Consider the following 14,581-nt stretch of genomic DNA (forward strand, 5'->3'; position numbering starts at 1 on the left):
GCGAAAACGTAATGAATGATGAATCGTCAAGGACAGCCGCGAGAAGCGGACAGCAGCCGAAGCAGCGCTTCGTGTGTTGCAGTACCTGAACGCAGGCTGTGTTTCAGCCGGCGCGTACTATACCGGATTTCTGTGACGCTGTGCGTGCAATTTGTCTTCGAAGTTAGGTTCCACAAAGCGGATTTATCGGTGTCTCGCCGCTAGCGAATGTTCCTGGAGTGACCTCAGCGCGCGCCACAAATGGCGAAGGGTCGAGCCAGTCTTCGCGAGCAAGCTCGCTCCTACAAGAGCGTCGTGCTTAGCCGTTGCCTTGGATGCCCCAGGCAACGAAGCGGTGCTGATAGACAGCTCACTGCTCGCTCAACTCGCCGGTCGTAGCGCATTGATCAACGAGTCCAGCGTGTAGCCCAATCGCGGGGCCAGCGCTGCGGCGCGCTCGCGCAGGCTCGCCTCGTCGAGTAGCTGATCCAGATCCGCAGGTACGAACAAGACGACGTTGCCCTCCTTTACCGGGCACTCCCAATAGTGACGATGAAACAGGCCACGAAGCAGCGCCGCACCTAGCGGCTTGTCCTCGTCGGTGCCCCACTGGTTGATGATCAGCCAACCATCCGGATTCAGCTTCTGCTGGCAGCGCTCAAGAAAACGCCACGCCAGGTGCGCGGCGGCCGGGCCCACGTCGGTGTAAAGGTCGACGAAGATCAGATCAGCGGTCTCGGCCGAATCGAGCAGTTCCACCGCATCGCCAATGCGGATGTAAAGCCGTGAATCGTTCGCCAAGCCCAGATAACGCATCGCCAGCTCAGGCACGTCCGGGCGTAATTCGATGGCCTCGACGTCCTCGAGCGGCAGGAATTCAAGGCATGCCTGGGTCAGGGTGCCGGCGCCTAACCCGAGGAACAGGGCAGTTTCCGGCGCCGCGTGCAGCAGACCGCCCATCAACATGGCACGCGTGTAGTCATACTCAAGCCAGCTCGGGTCGCGGGTGAACGTGCAGCTTTGCTCGACCGCAGCGCCAAACTCGAGAAACCGGTAGTCCCCCACTTCCAGCACACGGATCAGACCGAACGCATCATGCACCTCGGCCAGCAACACTTCCTGCTTGTCCACTGCGCTTCTCCCAAACCTGTCGGTGCATCTTAACAGCCCGATTGGTAAGGGCTATCAGCGCAGAGCCTGCGCATCAGGTAAAATCTGCGCACTTTTTCGCGGACGGACACGACTTCCATGAGCCACGCCTGGAGCCCCACTAGCTGGAGAGCCAAACCCATCCAGCAGCAGCCCGAATACCCCGATGCCGAACATCTGAAGCGGGTCGAGGGCACATTGGCGAGCCTTCCACCGCTGGTGTTCGCTGGCGAGGCACGGGAGCTGCGCCGGCAATTCGCCGAGGTGACGCAAGGCCGCGCGTTCCTGCTGCAAGGCGGTGACTGCGCAGAAAGCTTCGCCGAGTTTTCCGCACCGAAGATCCGCGACACCTTCAAGGTGCTGTTGCAGATGGCGATCGTGATGACCTTCGCCGCTGGATGTCCTGTGGTGAAGGTCGGCCGCATGGCCGGGCAGTTCGCCAAACCGCGCTCTTCCGGGGACGAGACTATCGATGGCGTCACCCTGCCGGCGTACCGCGGCGATATCGTCAATGGCATTGGCTTCGATGAAAAAAGCCGCGTGCCGGACCCGGAGCGGCTGCTGCAGGCTTATCACCAATCCACATCCAGCCTGAATCTGTTGCGCGCTTTCGCCCAGGGCGGGTTCGCCGACTTGCATCAGGTGCATCAGTGGAATCTGGATTTCATCGCCAACTCGCAGATGGCTGAGAAATACCACCAGCTCGGCGCACGGATCGACCAGGCGCTACGGTTCATGCGCGCATGCGGCATGGACAACGCGCCGCAGTTGCGCGAAACCAGCTTCTTCACCGCCCACGAGGCACTGTTGCTGAACTACGAACAGGCATTCGTGCGCCAGGACAGCCTCAGCGGCGGCTGGTACGACTGCTCTGCCCATATGCTCTGGATTGGCGACCGCACGCGGCAGCTGGACGGGGCACACGTGGAATTCCTGCGCGGCGTGGGCAACCCGATCGGCGTGAAAGTTGGACCGAGCATGGCCAGCGACGAGCTGATCCGCCTGATCGACATCCTTAATCCTGAGAACGATCCGGGTCGTTTGAATCTCATCGTGCGCATGGGCGCCGACAAGGTCGAGGAAGGCTTGCCGCGCCTGATCCAGGCCGTGCAACAGGAAGGTCGTCAGGTCCTGTGGAGCTCCGATCCGATGCACGGCAATACCATGAAGGCTTCCAGCGGTTACAAGACCCGCGATTTCGCCAAGGTGCTGGCGGAGGTGCGGCAGTTCTTCGACGTGCACCGCGCCGAAGGCAGCTACCCCGGCGGCATTCATATTGAAATGACTGGGCAGAACGTCACCGAGTGCATTGGCGGGTCGCGCCCCATTACCGAGGACGGGCTTTCCGACCGCTACCACACCCACTGCGACCCTCGGCTCAACGCCGACCAGTCGCTGGAAATGGCGTTCATGATCGCTGAAACGCTGAAGCAGGTTCGGCCGAGCTGATATCAGCTGCAATGGGTTAAGCCCTGGCTCGGTTGGCGAGCTGGGGCAAACCTCACTTCAAACGACAGCGTAAATCGCTGGCGTCAGAAGTACGGAGCTGAAGCGGAGCGCCGCCCGGCCAGTCACTAAGTTACAACTGCCACGGTGGGCTGAAGCCCACCCTACAAATTACAAACTCATCACATCGAGGAAGCGCGGCGTGGCGTCGTTGTCGATGCGCAGGCTGGTGAAGTCGAACAGGTTGCGGTCGGCCAGCTGCGAGGGCACCACGTTCTGCAAGGCGCGGAACATGATCTCGGTACGACCGGGCGACTTGCGCTCCCATTCCTGCAGCATCTCCTTGACCACCTGGCGCTGCAGGTTCTCCTGCGAGCCGCAGAGGTTGCAGGGGATGATCGGAAACCCCTTCATCTGCGAATAGGCTTCGATGTCTGCCTCGCTGCAATAGGCCAGCGGCCGGATCACCACATTGCGGCCGTCGTCAGACAGCAGCTTGGGCGGCATGGCTTTGAGCGTGCCGCCGTAAAACATGTTGAGGAAGAACGTCTCGAGGATGTCGTCGCGATGGTGACCGAGCGCCATCTTGGTTGCACCGATCTCATCGGCGAAGGTGTAGAGCGTGCCGCGACGCAGACGCGAACACAGCGAGCAGGTGGTCTTGCCTTCCGGAATTTTCTCTTTGACGACCGAATAGGTGTCCTTCTCGACGATGTGGTAGTCGACGCCATTGGACTTCAGGTACTCGGGCAGCACGTGCTCAGGAAAACCCGGCTGCTTTTGGTCCATGTTGACGGCGACAATCTCGAATTTGACCGGAGCCACTTTCTGCAGATACAGCAAGACGTCGAGCATGGTGTAGCTGTCTTTGCCGCCAGACAGGCAAACCATCACCTTGTCGCCTTCCTCGATCATGTTGAAATCAGTGACGGCCTCGCCAGCGAGGCGACGCAGACGCTTCTGCAGTTTGTTCTGGTTGACCGAGAGGTTGCCCATTTCAGAGTCCGGTGAGATGCGAAAGGCGCGCATTTTACGCGCAAAATGTACCGGCGCCCCACCCCATCCATCCAGCCGTTTGTAACGCTGGCCTTATGCTAGGCTTTGCGACATGAACGATGATCTCGAACCCGAAATGGACCTGACCGAGCAAACATTCGTGCTGCTGCGCGAACAACCGGAAGGTTGCAGCGAATACCAGCTGATCCAACAGCTCAAGGCCCGGCACAGCACCCATATCCCCAACCTGCCGCTACTCGACAAGCTGGTGCTGTTCCGCACCCATTTCCTGGTGTTTAACGCGCTGTACCAGCTGCGCGACCAACTCTGGGGCGAGAGCCGCTACAACCTCCAGATTTCGCCGCTAAACGTCCAGCTTCAACCCTATGTGCCTGGTGCGAGCGGAGTCGCCGAAAACGATCCGTTGCGCGACTACTACCTGGACATAACCAATCTGCGCGACACCGACGAACAGGAAGTGGAACGCCTGCTGGCGAGCTTCTGGTCGCGCATGCGCGGCGACCATCTTGGCGAGCGTAACGAAAGCTGGGATCCGGAGCAGAAACGCGCAGCCTTGGAGCTGTTCGAGCTGGACCAGGAGGCCTCTTCGCTCAGCCTGCATACCATCAAACGGCGCTATCGCCAGTTGGTCAGCATTCACCACCCCGACCGTGGCGGCAGTACGACCCGGCTCCAGTCAATCAATCTGGCGATGGAAATACTGCAACGCTATTACCGATAGGTTCATAGCTTCCAATTGCTCTAATCGAGCCCAGTGCGCCGTACCGTCCGCTCCCTATACTGCGACTTAAGGTCGCACGCCCGTCACACCGACGGAAAGCCAGGCGGAGCGACCCTCCAAAACTGAGGAGACGCTGGCATGATCAATCACGTTTGGGGACTGTTTGCACACCCGGGCCAGGAATGGCAGGAAATCACTGGAGAGGAGCGTGAGGTCGGGCATTTGCACTTGGGAGAGGTGCTGGTACTCGCAGCGATACCGGCGATATCGGCGTTCATCGGAACCACCCAGGTCGGTTGGAGCATTGGCGGTGGCGAGGCGGTAAAGCTCACCGAAAGCAGTGCATTGCAACTCACTTTGCTGTCCTACCTGGCCATGCTGTGTGGTGTGGCCGTGATGGGCGCCTTCATCCACTGGATGTCACGCACCTATGACGCAAACCCGACGCTGGTGCAGTGCATCGTGTTCGCCGCGTACACCGCCACGCCACTGTTCGTCGGCGGCCTGGCCGCGCTCTACCCGCACATCTGGCTGGGCATGATCGTGGGCACGGCGGCAATCTGCTACACGACCTACCTGCTCTACGTTGGCCTACCAACATTCATGAACATCCCCTCCGACGAGGGCTTCCTGTTCTCGAGTTCAGTGTTGGCTGTCGGGCTGGTTGTGCTGGTGGCGATCCTCGCGCTGTCAGTGATCATGTGGGGCATGGGGGTTGGCCCGATCTACGTACGCTAGCCTTGCCACGATACGGGCCGGCGCGGTGGCCTCCGCGTCGGCCCGTTTTTGCCTGCGACATGGTGGCGTTGAATCCCTGTCGCGCTTAAGCGTCTATACCAGCAAGACCTGCGCTCAAGCATCGGCATTAGGAGGCCCCCATGACCCCAGAATTCATCAGCTTGTTCACCCGGCCCGACCGAGCCTGGGAAACGATCCGCCAGAAGGAAGACGCCCACAGCCTGCATTACCTGATGCATTTGCTGCTGCTGGCGCTGATTCCTGCTGTGTGCTTGTTCATTGGGGTCACCTTCGTAGGATGGAGCCTGGTGGACGCCGAACGTGTACGACTCGATTTTGCCAGCGCTTTTCAGCTGTGCCTGTTGCTGTACATCACCATCATTGTCGGCACAGTGATCATGGGTTTTTTCGTAAGGTGGATGGCGCGCGCGTTTGAGGTACGCCCGAATCTGAACCAGTGCATTGGTTTCATCGCTTACGTCATCACCCCGTTCCTGCTCGCCGGCGTGACCGGGCTATACCCGAATCGCTGGTTCGCAGCGATCGTTCTGCTCATAGCAGGCATCTACTCCACTTACCTGTTATTCACTGGCCTACCAGCCTTCATGCGCCAGCGCAGCTCGCAAAGCTTTCTCTATGCCAGTTCGATCTGGGGTGTGGCCCTGCTGGTGATGGTGACGGTGTTGGTATCCATGATTCTGTTCTGGTCTCAGTTCCTGCAACCCAATTACGAACGCACCGTACAAGCGAACCAGAGCTACGGCACCCAGGAAGAACGTCCTCAGGAGGAGCCCGGCGGTCTCTGAGCGATTGTCAGCCTGGCGGATTGCGGCATAATTCTGGGCTTCTTCGGAGGCCCCTATGCCCGACCAGCTACACGCCCGAGTCGAGGCCTGCTATGAACAGGCCGAGGCCTTTTTCAACAAGCGCTTCGAACGACCGAAAGTCAGCTTCAAACTGCGCGGGCAGAAAGCCGGCGTTGCGCATCTGAACACCAACCTGCTGCGCTTCAACCCGCAGCTGTATCAGGAAAACCGCGAGCACTTCCTCAAGCAGACCGTGGCTCACGAGGTGGCCCATTTGGTCGCTCACCAGATGTTCGGCGGCCGGATTCGCCCCCATGGTGAAGAGTGGCAATTGATCATGCGCGGCGTTTACGAGCTGACCCCTGATCGCTGCCACAGCTACGAGATCACCCGCCGGCAGACGAGCGCTTACATCTATCGGTGTGCCTGTCCCGAGCGAGATTTTCCCTTTACCGCCCAGCGCCACGCATTGGTCCGCAAAGGCCGTCGCTACTTCTGCCGCACCTGCCGCGCCACCCTGGCGTTCAGCGGGGAGCAGCGAATCGACTGACCGATTCGCCGCCGCGCTATAGCCGTCTGGCGTGCCAGGCCGCGATCGCGAACAGCGCAGCGAGCGCACCCATCAAAGGCAGCCATCCCGCATGCTCCCATACGTAGCCGGCGGCATAGCCGACCACACTCGACCCGAGATAATAGGCACACAGGTAAAGCGCCGACGCCTGCGCCTTGGCGCCCTTGGCATGCACGCCGACTTGCCCGCTGGCCACGGCATGTGCAGCAAAGAAGCCCAAGGTGAATAACGCCAGTCCGATCACGATTGCAATCAGCCAGGGCGTCGAACACAGCCCTACGCCTAACAGCATCAGCGCGATACCGCCTTGCAGTACGCTTCTCGCACCCAGGCGTGGCACCAGCCGCCCGGCCCAACCCGCACTGAATATGCCGGCCAGGTAAACAGTAAACAGCAGACCGATAACCGTTGAGGAAAGGCCGAACGGCGCGCCGGCCAGACGAAAGCCGATGTAGTTGAACAACGCGACGAAGCCACCCATCAGCAGAAATGCCTGAAGGAAAAGATTGCGCAGGATCGGGTTGCTCAGATGCTCAGCAAAGTTGCTCAGCAGTCCGCGCAGAGACAGCGGTTGTGGCTGGAAATGGCGAGATGGGGGTAGCAGCCAGACAAAGGCGCCCAGCGCCACCAGACCCAAGCCGGCAATTCCGCCAAGCGCCAGTTGCCAACCGCCAAGATCGCTCAGCAGGCCCGACAACAGTCTGCCCAGGAGGCCACCGAGCGCCGTCCCGCCGATATACAGCCCCATCGCCGCAGGCAACGACTCGGGATCGAACTCCTCCCCCACGTAGGCCATCGCTAAAGCCGGCAGGCCACTGAGTGCAAGACCCAACAACGCGCGTAATACAAGCAACAGGGTCCAGGATTCGACCATTGCACAGGCAAGACCAAGCAGCCCAGCCAGCATAAGCGCTAGCGCCATGACCCGCTTGCGCCCCCAGCTTTCCGCCAAGCCGCCTGAAATCAACAGGCAGAGCGCCAGTGACAGCGTGGTCAATGACAGGGCCAAGCTGCTGGTGGCGGCCGACACTGAAAAATGCGAGGCCAGCAGCGGCAGCAATGGCTGCACGCAATAGAGCATGGCAAAGGTTGCGAACCCTGCGCAGAACAATGCCAGCGTCGCTCGACGGTAATCAGCGGTGCCGCGTTTCAGGTGGGAATCAAGCGAGTCACAAGACATGAAAACGATCTCTACGCCCGCGCAACACGGGCCCAAAAAAGCCTCACAGGCTAGCACAACCCTAGTATCAGCAAGCTGCCTGCATACCGTCCCAGAGCCTCGTACCCAGGCAATCAGCTATCGAGCGCGATGGACGAAACGCATCCAGCACGAGCCTGTTCATTGCGCCAGATCAATATAAGTGGTTTTAGCCCCTATAGCCCTTAGTCAAATAGACAGCTGGCTTTGATTAAGCTGGGAACGCTTACTAGACTCCCACTACGCCACTCGGATTAAAGGTGAACGTAGTGCCGCACCATACCGATCCCGCACCTGTGGGAAAGCCGGAAGAAACACGGCTATTTGTCTTTCTGCTGGTTTTCCTGTTCCCCCTTCTAAGCGTCCTGACCGTATCCGGCTATGGCTTCATCGTCTGGATAAGCCAGCTGTTCTTTGGCCCACCCGGCCCGCCGAGCTGATTGCTCGATACCGGAACACCCCCTCCATTCATTGCTTGCTCGTTTCAGGGCAGGCGGAGCTTCATAAGAAAAAAATGACCAATGCCTTGCATATCGCGAGCCTGCTCGTGCACTGCCGCCCCGAGCTACTCGACGCGGTGAAACAGAACCTGCTGCTATTGCCCGGCACAGAGCTTCATCAGGAAAGCGCCGCCGGAAAAGTGGTGGTGGTTCTTGAGGCGGAGCATGAAAGCCGCATTCTCGACACCATCAGCCACATCCAACAACTGCCTGGCGTCCTCAACGCTGCCCTGATTTACCACGAACTCCTCAGCCCCGAAGGAGAGCCGGAATGAGCCTCACACGACGTCAATTCGCCAAAGCCAACGCCGCGGCCATCGCAGCCAGCGTGGCTGGCATGCCTATCGCTACCAGTGCTAGCAATCTCGTTACTGATCCGCAGGCGACGGCGCTCAAGTGGCACAAGGCGCCGTGCCGGTTCTGTGGCACCGGCTGCGGCGTGATGGTCGCCACCAGCGGCGACCGCGTGGTCGCCACGCATGGCGATGTCAAGGCCGAGGTCAATCGCGGTATCAACTGCGTCAAAGGCTATTTTCTGTCGAAGATCATGTACGGCTCCGACCGTCTGACTGAGCCGCTGTTGCGGATGAAGGATGGCAAGTACGACAAACAGGGCGAGTTTCAACCTGTAAGTTGGGAGCAGGCCTTCGACATCATGGAAGAGAAATACAAGACCGCGATGAAAGACCACGGCCCCACTGCCGTAGGCATGTTCGGTTCCGGCCAGTGGACCGTGTGGGAAGGCTATGCGGCCAGCAAGCTAATGAAGGCCGGTTTTCGTTCCAACAACCTCGACCCAAATGCGCGGCACTGCATGGCGTCTGCCGCTGTCGGCTTCATGCGCACCTTCGGCATGGACGAGCCCATGGGCTGCTACGACGATATCGAAGCCGCGGACGCATTCGTGCTTTGGGGCTCGAACATGGCCGAGATGCATCCCGTGCTCTGGACCCGCGTGACCGACCGCCGCCTTAGCGCGCCGCATGTAAAAGTCGCTGTGATGTCGACCTTCGAGCACCGCAGCTTCGATCTTGCGGACATACCGATGGTGTTCACGCCGCAGACCGATCTGGTGATTCTCAACTACATCGCCAACCACATCATCGAGAGTGGCGCGGTCAACCAGGACTTCATCAAGAATCACACCAAGTTCGCCAAGGGCAACACCAACATCGGCTACGGCCTGCGAGCGACCGACCCGCGCGAGATGAAGGCCGAGAATGCCGCTGCGGCAGGCGGCTGGACCGACATCAGTTTTGAAGACTATGCCGAGTTCCTCAAGCCATACACCCTGGAGCGAGCGGCTCGCGAGTCGGGTGTTCCGGAAGAGCGCTTGCAGATGCTGGCGGAGCTCTATGCCGATCCGAAAACAAAAGTGATGTCGTTCTGGACCATGGGTTTCAACCAGCACACCCGCGGCGTCTGGGCGAACAACATGATCTACAACATTCATCTGCTTACCGGAAAAATCAGCGAGCCCGGCAACAGCCCCTTCTCGCTTACCGGACAACCATCGGCCTGCGGCACGGCACGCGAGGTTGGCACTTTTTCGCACCGCTTGCCTGCGGACATGGTCGTCACCAACCCCAAGCATCGGGCCGTCACCGAGAAGATCTGGAAGCTGCCCGAAGGCACCATCCCGGAAAAGCCCGGCTTTCATGCCGTGCAACAAAGCCGCGAGCTCAAGGACGGTGGCCTGAGGGTCTACTGGACCCAGGCGACGAACAACATGCAGGCCGGCCCCAACATCATGCAGGAGGTGCTGCCCGGTTGGCGCAACCCGGAAACCTTCATCGTTGTTTCTGACGTGTATCCCACCGTCTCGGCCCAGGCTGCAGACCTCATCCTTCCCGCTGCGATGTGGGTGGAGAAGGAAGGTGCCTACGGCAATGCCGAGCGTCGCACCCATTTCTGGCACCAGCTGGTCAGCCCACCAGGTGAAGCGCGCTCGGACCTCTGGCAATTGATGGAATTCTCCAAACGCTTTACCACCGATGAAGTCTGGCCTGCCGAGCTGCTGGCCAAATCACCGGAGCTGAAGGGCAAGACGCTGTTCGAGGTGCTTTTCAAGAACGGTCAGGTCGACACCTTCCCCGTTTCGGATATCGAAGAAGGCTACCGGAACCAAGAGTCGGAGGACTATGGCTTCTACGTCCAGAAAGGCCTGTTCGAGGAATACGCTCAGTTTGGTCGCGGTCATGGTCACGATCTCGCCGATTTCGACCGTTACCATCAAGAGCGCGGCCTGCGCTGGCCGGTTGTAGACGGCAAGGAAACCCTCTGGCGTTACCGTGAAGGCCATGACCCCTACGTCGAGAAAGGCTCAGAGGTACAGTTCTACGGCTATCCGGACAAGCGGGCGATCATCTTCGCACTGCCCTACGAGGCACCTGCAGAGATGCCGGATGAAGAATATCCGTTCTGGCTCAGTACCGGCCGCGTGCTAGAGCATTGGCACACCGGCAGCATGACCCAGCGTGTCGATGAGCTACACCGGGCTGTGCCGGATGCGCTGGTGTACATGCATCCGGACGATGCGCGCGAGCTCAAGGCCCGCCGCGGCAGCGTGGTCAAGGTCATCAGTCGTCGCGGTGAAATGCAGGCTCGCATCGAGACCCGTGGCCGCAACAAGCCACCGAAGGGGCTGATCTTCGTGCCCTTCTTCGATGCCAACAAACTGATCAACAAGGTCACCCTCGACGCTACCGACCCGATCTCCAAGCAAACCGACTTCAAGAAGTGTGCCGTGAAGATCGAAGTGGTCAGCATCGCCTGAGGAGAGTCACCATGAAATTTCGTTTACTGCCTTTGATGCTCCTCGCGGTGTTTGGCGTGGCCGTCGCAGCCGGGCCCGATTACCCACTGGATGCGCCCGCCCCGGATGGCCGCCGGCCGGGCGGCACCATCACCCAGGAGTTCACCCCGCCTCCGCTCAAGGATGAGGAAAACAAGGATCTGAAGCGCGAGCGCAACTATCCGGAGCAGCCACCGACTATTCCGCACACCATTCGCGGCTATCAGGTCGATATAAACGGCAACAAGTGCTTGTCCTGCCACAGCCGTGCCAACAGTGCTCGCACTCAAGCGCCAATGATCAGCATCACCCACTTCACCGACCGCGATAGCCAGACGCTCGGCGCTGTTGCCCCGCGTCGCTACTTTTGCACCCAGTGCCATGTGGTGCAGCACGACGTGAAACCGCTGGTAGAGAACGACTTCGAGAACATCGACGAGCTGCTCTATCACGAAAACCAGCAGAACGAACAGTGAGGACGCCTGGATGAAGTCGATACTGTCGTTCCTCAAGCGCTACTGGACCGTTCTGCGCCGCCCAAGCGTGCACTACAGCCTGGGCGTCCTGACGCTCGGGGGGTTTCTTGCTGGCATCATCTTCTGGGGCGGGTTCAATACCGCGCTGGAGGCGACCAATACCGAAGCCTTCTGCATTTCCTGTCACGAGATGGAAGACAACGTGTACATGGAGATCAAGGACACCATCCACTACACCAATCGCTCCGGCGTCCGCGCGACCTGTCCGGATTGCCACGTGCCACACGAATGGACAGACAAAATCGCGCGCAAGATGCAGGCTTCGAAAGAGGTCTGGGGAAAGATCTTCGGCACCATCAGCACGCGGGAAAAATTCCTCGGCATGCGCCGGGAAATGGCCGAGCGTGAATGGCGTCGTCTGAAGGCCAATGACTCGCTGGAGTGCCGCAACTGCCACAACTACGAGTTCATGGATTTCACCCGCCAGAGCAAACGCGCCGCCGAGTTCCACTCCAAAGCGCTAGGCAAAGGCGAAGCGACCTGCATTGACTGTCACAAGGGCATCGCCCACCGACTGCCAGACATGCACGGCGTGCCGGGCTGGTAACTGTAAGAGCGGCGCTGATCCTGAAGGGCAGCGCCGAATCATCATCGATGAACCTGAGCCCAGGGACGGGCTCAGGTACTCAGACCGCCTTGATTCACATCCCCTCCGAAACGCTTCCGGCTCCTGCCCGCGCTTTACCCGCTGAACAACCCTGTTGCGCCTGTGTCGAACTCCGGCTAATTATCGGAACGTCTCGATATCAACGACAACAAGGAGTCCACCATGCGTTATCAACTGTTCGGTGCAGCCCTGATGGCGGCCAGCGCCGTCGCTCACGCTGAGATCCAGACTCAGGAAATCCCCTACACCGCAGCCGACGGCACCAAGATGGTTGGCTACTACGCCTACGACGACGCTATCGAAGGCCAGCGCCCAGGCGTCGTGGTGGTCCATGAATGGTGGGGCCTCAATGACTACGCCAAAAGCCGCGCCCGTGACTTGGCCGGACTGGGTTACAGCGCCCTGGCAATCGATATGTATGGCGAGGGCAAGAACACCGAGCATCCGAAGGACGCGATGAGCTTCATGAAAGCCGCCCTGGCCGACGCCGACGCGGCCAAAGCCCGCTTCAACGCCGGTGTGGATCTGCTCAAACAGCAACAGCAGACCGACGGCGCCAAACTCGCCGCCGTTGGCTACTGCTTCGGCGGCAAGGTCGTATTGGACATGGCCCGCCAGGGCGTGCCACTCGAAGGCGTTGTCAGCTTCCACGGCGCCTTGGCCACCGAAACCCGCGCAGCGCCGGGGAGTGTCAAAGCGCGCGTACTGGTCGAACACGGCAGCGCCGACAGCATGGTCAGTGCCGAAGACGTCGCCGCACTCAGCGCCGAAATGGTCAAGGCCGGCGCTGACTATCAATTCGTCAACCTGCCAGGCGCCAAACACGGCTTCACCAATCCCGGAGCTGACAAGTTTCAGGATAAAGGCGTCGATGTGGCCTACAACAAAGCCGCCGACGAGCGCTCATGGAATGACATGCAACGCTTCCTCGACGAGACTTTCGACAGCAGCCGCCCTTAACCCAATGGCTTGACGCACCGGCCAAGATTGCGAAGGGGCTGGATGCTTCCGTTGTCTGGAATGTTCGAGACGCCATGAACACGCTAGATGAGCAGCGTGTTCTGGTGCTCCGCGTATGGAACCGCTTGGTGGCTTGGGTTCGTTGATGGCTCCACATTGACGGGCGCCCTTCGTGGCCCCACCCGTCAACAACCGTAGCTATCTAACGGTCCGTTCTCTCCCGTTTGGGGAGAGGCTGGGGTGACGGCTGGCGAACACCGCCATCCAAGCACCCCGCGCAAGCCGCTGGCTTCTTTTACTTCTTCCGGTGTTCCGCCTCCCAAAGCAGCCTCTGCCCGGCTCCCGTGCTAGCATTACGGCCCACCGCAACTCCCCCCATTCCGAATCGATCGCGAGTCATGGCCGAACACGATTTTCGCTATACCCTGCTCAACCCCGGACACACCCTGACCGAATGCCGCGCCTTGGCGCCAGGCCGTTACCAGGTCACCGGCAACGGTGGCAATGTTCGCTCAGGCGATGTCCTTATCGTCACGCTTAAAGGCAGCCGAGACCTCTCCCAGCGCCTGACCGTCGACAAGGTTCGCCACCTGATCAACCCGCCAGGCCAGTGGATGGCCGTGGCGAACGGGCCGGTGTTCAAGGAACTGGCGATCATCAACTGGCAGGTCGACTGCGACGGTTGCGGCAAGCAACTGGATTTCGAATTCGCCGTAGACACCGCCAAGGGCGAAGCCGCGCGCGCGCCAGCGGCCGAAGCGAGGATTGCCGACCTGGGGTGGACGAACGACACCGGCCGACACCTCTGCCCTGCCTGCCAGAGGGAAAAGTCATGAAGAAGATCCTGTTAGCCGGCTTGGCCATCTTGTCCGTATCGGGATGTGCGGTTGAACCCTTAACCCTGCAGAACGAAGTCACCTATATCGCCGAATGGATCGGTGACGAGCCCGTGGTGGGCCGTAACCCTGTCTCGCTGACCTTTAGCGAAGACCGCGCCTATGGCAACGCCGGTTGTAACCACTGGTTCGCCAGCTACCAGCTCGACGGCCAGAAGCTGCGCTTCAGCGAAATCGGCAGCACGCGCAAGATGTGCGCCGAACACATCATGAAGCAGGAACAGCACTTCCTCGAACTGCTCTCGCAAATCGAACGTTGGGACGTCTCCAAGATCGATCAGCTGCGCTTCTGGCCCGCAGATGGCGCACCGCTGAGAGTCTGGCCAGAGCAGAACTGAGCTGCGCCAAAGATGGGCACGCCAGCTATGGTGTGCCCTTCGAGCAAGCGTAAAGCCTCTGTCCTAAGCCAGTTTTTTAGTCCTCAACCCGCAGCCGGCATCAAACGCATCGCCGGGGGCGTCTCCAGTCATTCACAGATAAGTCCCCTGAAACCCGCGTTGCCGCTGCTGTCCAGGCCACGCACCGATAGCCTTGGGCTGCGTTCTGAGCAGTCACCGGCCGCGACCGCAGCCATAGCTGCCAGAATTGGCAGAATTGGCACGCCCTCTGCAATAACCCAGGAAACCAGTTTTGGGGACCCTGGTACAGGCAGGCCAGGGATTC

16 protein-coding genes are annotated in these 14,581 nt (G+C 59.9%); 13 read left to right on the forward strand and 3 right to left on the reverse strand.

Annotation, left to right across the window (positions count from 1 at the left end):
* Positions 1-360 precede the first annotated feature (360 nt).
* Complete coding sequence (locus ACQKIK_RS01205; protein ID WP_046163832.1) at positions 361-1,110, reverse strand: spermidine synthase; 750 nt, start codon at positions 1,108-1,110, stop codon at positions 361-363.
* Between the two features lie 117 nt (positions 1,111-1,227).
* On the opposite strand from ACQKIK_RS01205, the gene ACQKIK_RS01210 reads away from it, so the two are divergent.
* On the forward strand, positions 1,228-2,577 hold the full coding sequence (locus ACQKIK_RS01210; protein WP_499134473.1) for a class II 3-deoxy-7-phosphoheptulonate synthase: 1,350 nt from the start codon (positions 1,228-1,230) through the stop codon (positions 2,575-2,577).
* A 168-nt stretch (positions 2,578-2,745) separates the two neighbouring features.
* Here the strand turns inward: ACQKIK_RS01210 and ttcA are convergent, their stop codons facing one another.
* Positions 2,746-3,570, reverse strand: a complete 825-nt coding sequence (gene ttcA / locus ACQKIK_RS01215) for a tRNA 2-thiocytidine(32) synthetase TtcA (RefSeq protein ID WP_499134474.1) — start codon at positions 3,568-3,570, stop codon at positions 2,746-2,748.
* A 112-nt stretch (positions 3,571-3,682) separates the two neighbouring features.
* On the opposite strand from ttcA, the gene ACQKIK_RS01220 reads away from it, so the two are divergent.
* The 4 genes from ACQKIK_RS01220 to ACQKIK_RS01235 all read left to right on the forward strand — a co-directional run bounded on the left by ACQKIK_RS01220 (position 3,683) and on the right by ACQKIK_RS01235 (position 6,406).
* Positions 3,683-4,312: a DNA-J related domain-containing protein gene (locus tag ACQKIK_RS01220; RefSeq protein WP_499134475.1), complete on the forward strand. Its 630-nt coding sequence runs from the start codon at positions 3,683-3,685 to the stop codon at positions 4,310-4,312.
* A 138-nt stretch (positions 4,313-4,450) separates the two neighbouring features.
* Positions 4,451-5,050 carry a Yip1 family protein gene (locus ACQKIK_RS01225; RefSeq protein ID WP_045428541.1) on the forward strand — a complete coding sequence of 200 codons (600 nt, stop codon included), beginning with the start codon at positions 4,451-4,453 and terminating at the stop codon, positions 5,048-5,050.
* 140 nt (positions 5,051-5,190) lie between these two features.
* Complete coding sequence (locus ACQKIK_RS01230; protein ID WP_045428544.1) at positions 5,191-5,856, forward strand: Yip1 family protein; 666 nt, start codon at positions 5,191-5,193, stop codon at positions 5,854-5,856.
* Positions 5,857-5,911: 55 nt separating this feature from the next.
* Positions 5,912-6,406 (forward strand): SprT family zinc-dependent metalloprotease, encoded by a 495-nt coding sequence (locus ACQKIK_RS01235; protein WP_064482028.1) that lies wholly within the window; start codon positions 5,912-5,914, stop codon positions 6,404-6,406.
* Positions 6,407-6,422: 16 nt separating this feature from the next.
* On the opposite strand, the gene ACQKIK_RS01240 is transcribed toward ACQKIK_RS01235, so the two are convergent.
* Positions 6,423-7,607 (reverse strand): MFS transporter, encoded by a 1,185-nt coding sequence (locus tag ACQKIK_RS01240; RefSeq protein ID WP_499134477.1) that lies wholly within the window; start codon positions 7,605-7,607, stop codon positions 6,423-6,425.
* A 287-nt stretch (positions 7,608-7,894) separates the two neighbouring features.
* Between ACQKIK_RS01240 and ACQKIK_RS01245 the strand changes: the two genes are divergently transcribed.
* The 8 genes from ACQKIK_RS01245 (at position 7,895) to ACQKIK_RS01280 (ending at position 14,256) form a co-directional block, all read left to right on the forward strand.
* Complete coding sequence (locus tag ACQKIK_RS01245) at positions 7,895-8,065, forward strand: nitrate reductase (protein WP_081262905.1); 171 nt, start codon at positions 7,895-7,897, stop codon at positions 8,063-8,065.
* 74 nt (positions 8,066-8,139) lie between these two features.
* Positions 8,140-8,400, forward strand: coding sequence for a chaperone NapD (locus ACQKIK_RS01250; protein WP_045428550.1), 261 nt, complete (start codon positions 8,140-8,142; stop codon positions 8,398-8,400).
* Complete coding sequence (gene napA / locus ACQKIK_RS01255; RefSeq protein WP_499134479.1) at positions 8,397-10,901, forward strand: nitrate reductase catalytic subunit NapA; 2,505 nt, start codon at positions 8,397-8,399, stop codon at positions 10,899-10,901. The genes ACQKIK_RS01250 and napA overlap by 4 nt, the downstream gene beginning before the upstream one ends.
* A gap of 11 nt (positions 10,902-10,912) precedes the next feature.
* On the forward strand, positions 10,913-11,395 hold the full coding sequence (locus ACQKIK_RS01260; RefSeq protein ID WP_045428554.1) for a nitrate reductase cytochrome c-type subunit: 483 nt from the start codon (positions 10,913-10,915) through the stop codon (positions 11,393-11,395).
* 10 nt (positions 11,396-11,405) lie between these two features.
* The gene (locus tag ACQKIK_RS01265; protein WP_045428556.1) at positions 11,406-12,002 is read left to right on the forward strand and encodes a cytochrome c3 family protein; all 597 of its coding nucleotides are present in this window, start codon (positions 11,406-11,408) and stop codon (positions 12,000-12,002) included.
* Between the two features lie 222 nt (positions 12,003-12,224).
* Positions 12,225-13,022, forward strand: coding sequence for a dienelactone hydrolase family protein (locus ACQKIK_RS01270; RefSeq protein ID WP_499134481.1), 798 nt, complete (start codon positions 12,225-12,227; stop codon positions 13,020-13,022).
* A 398-nt stretch (positions 13,023-13,420) separates the two neighbouring features.
* Complete coding sequence (locus ACQKIK_RS01275) at positions 13,421-13,858, forward strand: hypothetical protein (protein WP_499134483.1); 438 nt, start codon at positions 13,421-13,423, stop codon at positions 13,856-13,858.
* Positions 13,855-14,256 carry an META domain-containing protein gene (locus ACQKIK_RS01280; protein WP_499134485.1) on the forward strand — a complete coding sequence of 134 codons (402 nt, stop codon included), beginning with the start codon at positions 13,855-13,857 and terminating at the stop codon, positions 14,254-14,256. The genes ACQKIK_RS01275 and ACQKIK_RS01280 overlap by 4 nt, the downstream gene beginning before the upstream one ends.
* Positions 14,257-14,581 lie beyond the last annotated feature (325 nt).

Source organism: Pseudomonas sp. NPDC047961 (assembly GCF_050272435.1).
Classification (GTDB): domain Bacteria; phylum Pseudomonadota; class Gammaproteobacteria; order Pseudomonadales; family Pseudomonadaceae; genus Stutzerimonas.

What these genes read in the sequence shown, in the direction of transcription:
- napA (WP_499134479.1), top strand. Translation starts at nt 8,397, where the DNA reads ATGAGCCTCACACGACGTCAATTCGCCAAAGCCAACGCCGCGGCCATC.
- ACQKIK_RS01235 (WP_064482028.1), top strand. Translation starts at nt 5,912, where the DNA reads ATGCCCGACCAGCTACACGCCCGAGTCGAGGCCTGCTATGAACAGGCC.
- ACQKIK_RS01250 (WP_045428550.1), top strand. Translation starts at nt 8,140, where the DNA reads ATGACCAATGCCTTGCATATCGCGAGCCTGCTCGTGCACTGCCGCCCC.
- ACQKIK_RS01210 (WP_499134473.1), top strand. Translation starts at nt 1,228, where the DNA reads ATGAGCCACGCCTGGAGCCCCACTAGCTGGAGAGCCAAACCCATCCAG.
- ACQKIK_RS01220 (WP_499134475.1), top strand. Translation starts at nt 3,683, where the DNA reads ATGAACGATGATCTCGAACCCGAAATGGACCTGACCGAGCAAACATTC.
- ACQKIK_RS01280 (WP_499134485.1), top strand. Translation starts at nt 13,855, where the DNA reads ATGAAGAAGATCCTGTTAGCCGGCTTGGCCATCTTGTCCGTATCGGGA.
- ACQKIK_RS01225 (WP_045428541.1), top strand. Translation starts at nt 4,451, where the DNA reads ATGATCAATCACGTTTGGGGACTGTTTGCACACCCGGGCCAGGAATGG.
- ACQKIK_RS01260 (WP_045428554.1), top strand. Translation starts at nt 10,913, where the DNA reads ATGAAATTTCGTTTACTGCCTTTGATGCTCCTCGCGGTGTTTGGCGTG.
- ACQKIK_RS01230 (WP_045428544.1), top strand. Translation starts at nt 5,191, where the DNA reads ATGACCCCAGAATTCATCAGCTTGTTCACCCGGCCCGACCGAGCCTGG.
- ACQKIK_RS01240 (WP_499134477.1), bottom strand. Translation starts at nt 7,607, where the DNA reads ATGTCTTGTGACTCGCTTGATTCCCACCTGAAACGCGGCACCGCTGAT.
- ttcA (WP_499134474.1), bottom strand. Translation starts at nt 3,570, where the DNA reads ATGGGCAACCTCTCGGTCAACCAGAACAAACTGCAGAAGCGTCTGCGT.
- ACQKIK_RS01275 (WP_499134483.1), top strand. Translation starts at nt 13,421, where the DNA reads ATGGCCGAACACGATTTTCGCTATACCCTGCTCAACCCCGGACACACC.
- ACQKIK_RS01265 (WP_045428556.1), top strand. Translation starts at nt 11,406, where the DNA reads ATGAAGTCGATACTGTCGTTCCTCAAGCGCTACTGGACCGTTCTGCGC.
- ACQKIK_RS01270 (WP_499134481.1), top strand. Translation starts at nt 12,225, where the DNA reads ATGCGTTATCAACTGTTCGGTGCAGCCCTGATGGCGGCCAGCGCCGTC.